Raw genomic sequence first — 270 nt, 5'->3', positions numbered from 1 at the left:
ATCATTGAAGAGATGATACCAAGCACTGCTTTCCACTTTGATGAAGCGTTCAACCATATAAAGACGCTGCTCACTATCATTCCAATAGAAAAAAGCACGCCGCTAATCACTTTCATCCATGCAATTTCAAAAATTGGTTCGACTAACAAGAATACGCAACCGAGTGCGACTAAACCATATGTAGAGATAAAACGCTTACTCGTAAAATCAGTCTTCACGTCGTTTCGTTCTTCTTCCGACATCTTTTTATAACCCCGCCACATCATGAAG

1 protein-coding gene is annotated in these 270 nt (G+C 40.0%); it reads right to left on the bottom strand.

The window, feature by feature from the left end:
- Nucleotides 1-242, bottom strand: a 242-nt coding sequence (locus SB719_RS20305; protein ID WP_412159763.1) for a hypothetical protein, incomplete at its 3' end; no start/stop codon positions are given.
- Nucleotides 243-270: the final 28 nt, after the last annotated feature.

It is taken from the genome of Pantoea sp. SIMBA_079, assembly GCF_046940275.1.
Classification (GTDB): Bacteria; Pseudomonadota; Gammaproteobacteria; order Enterobacterales; family Enterobacteriaceae; genus Pantoea; species Pantoea borealis.
This window is presented reverse-complemented; position numbering and strand designations above follow the sequence as displayed.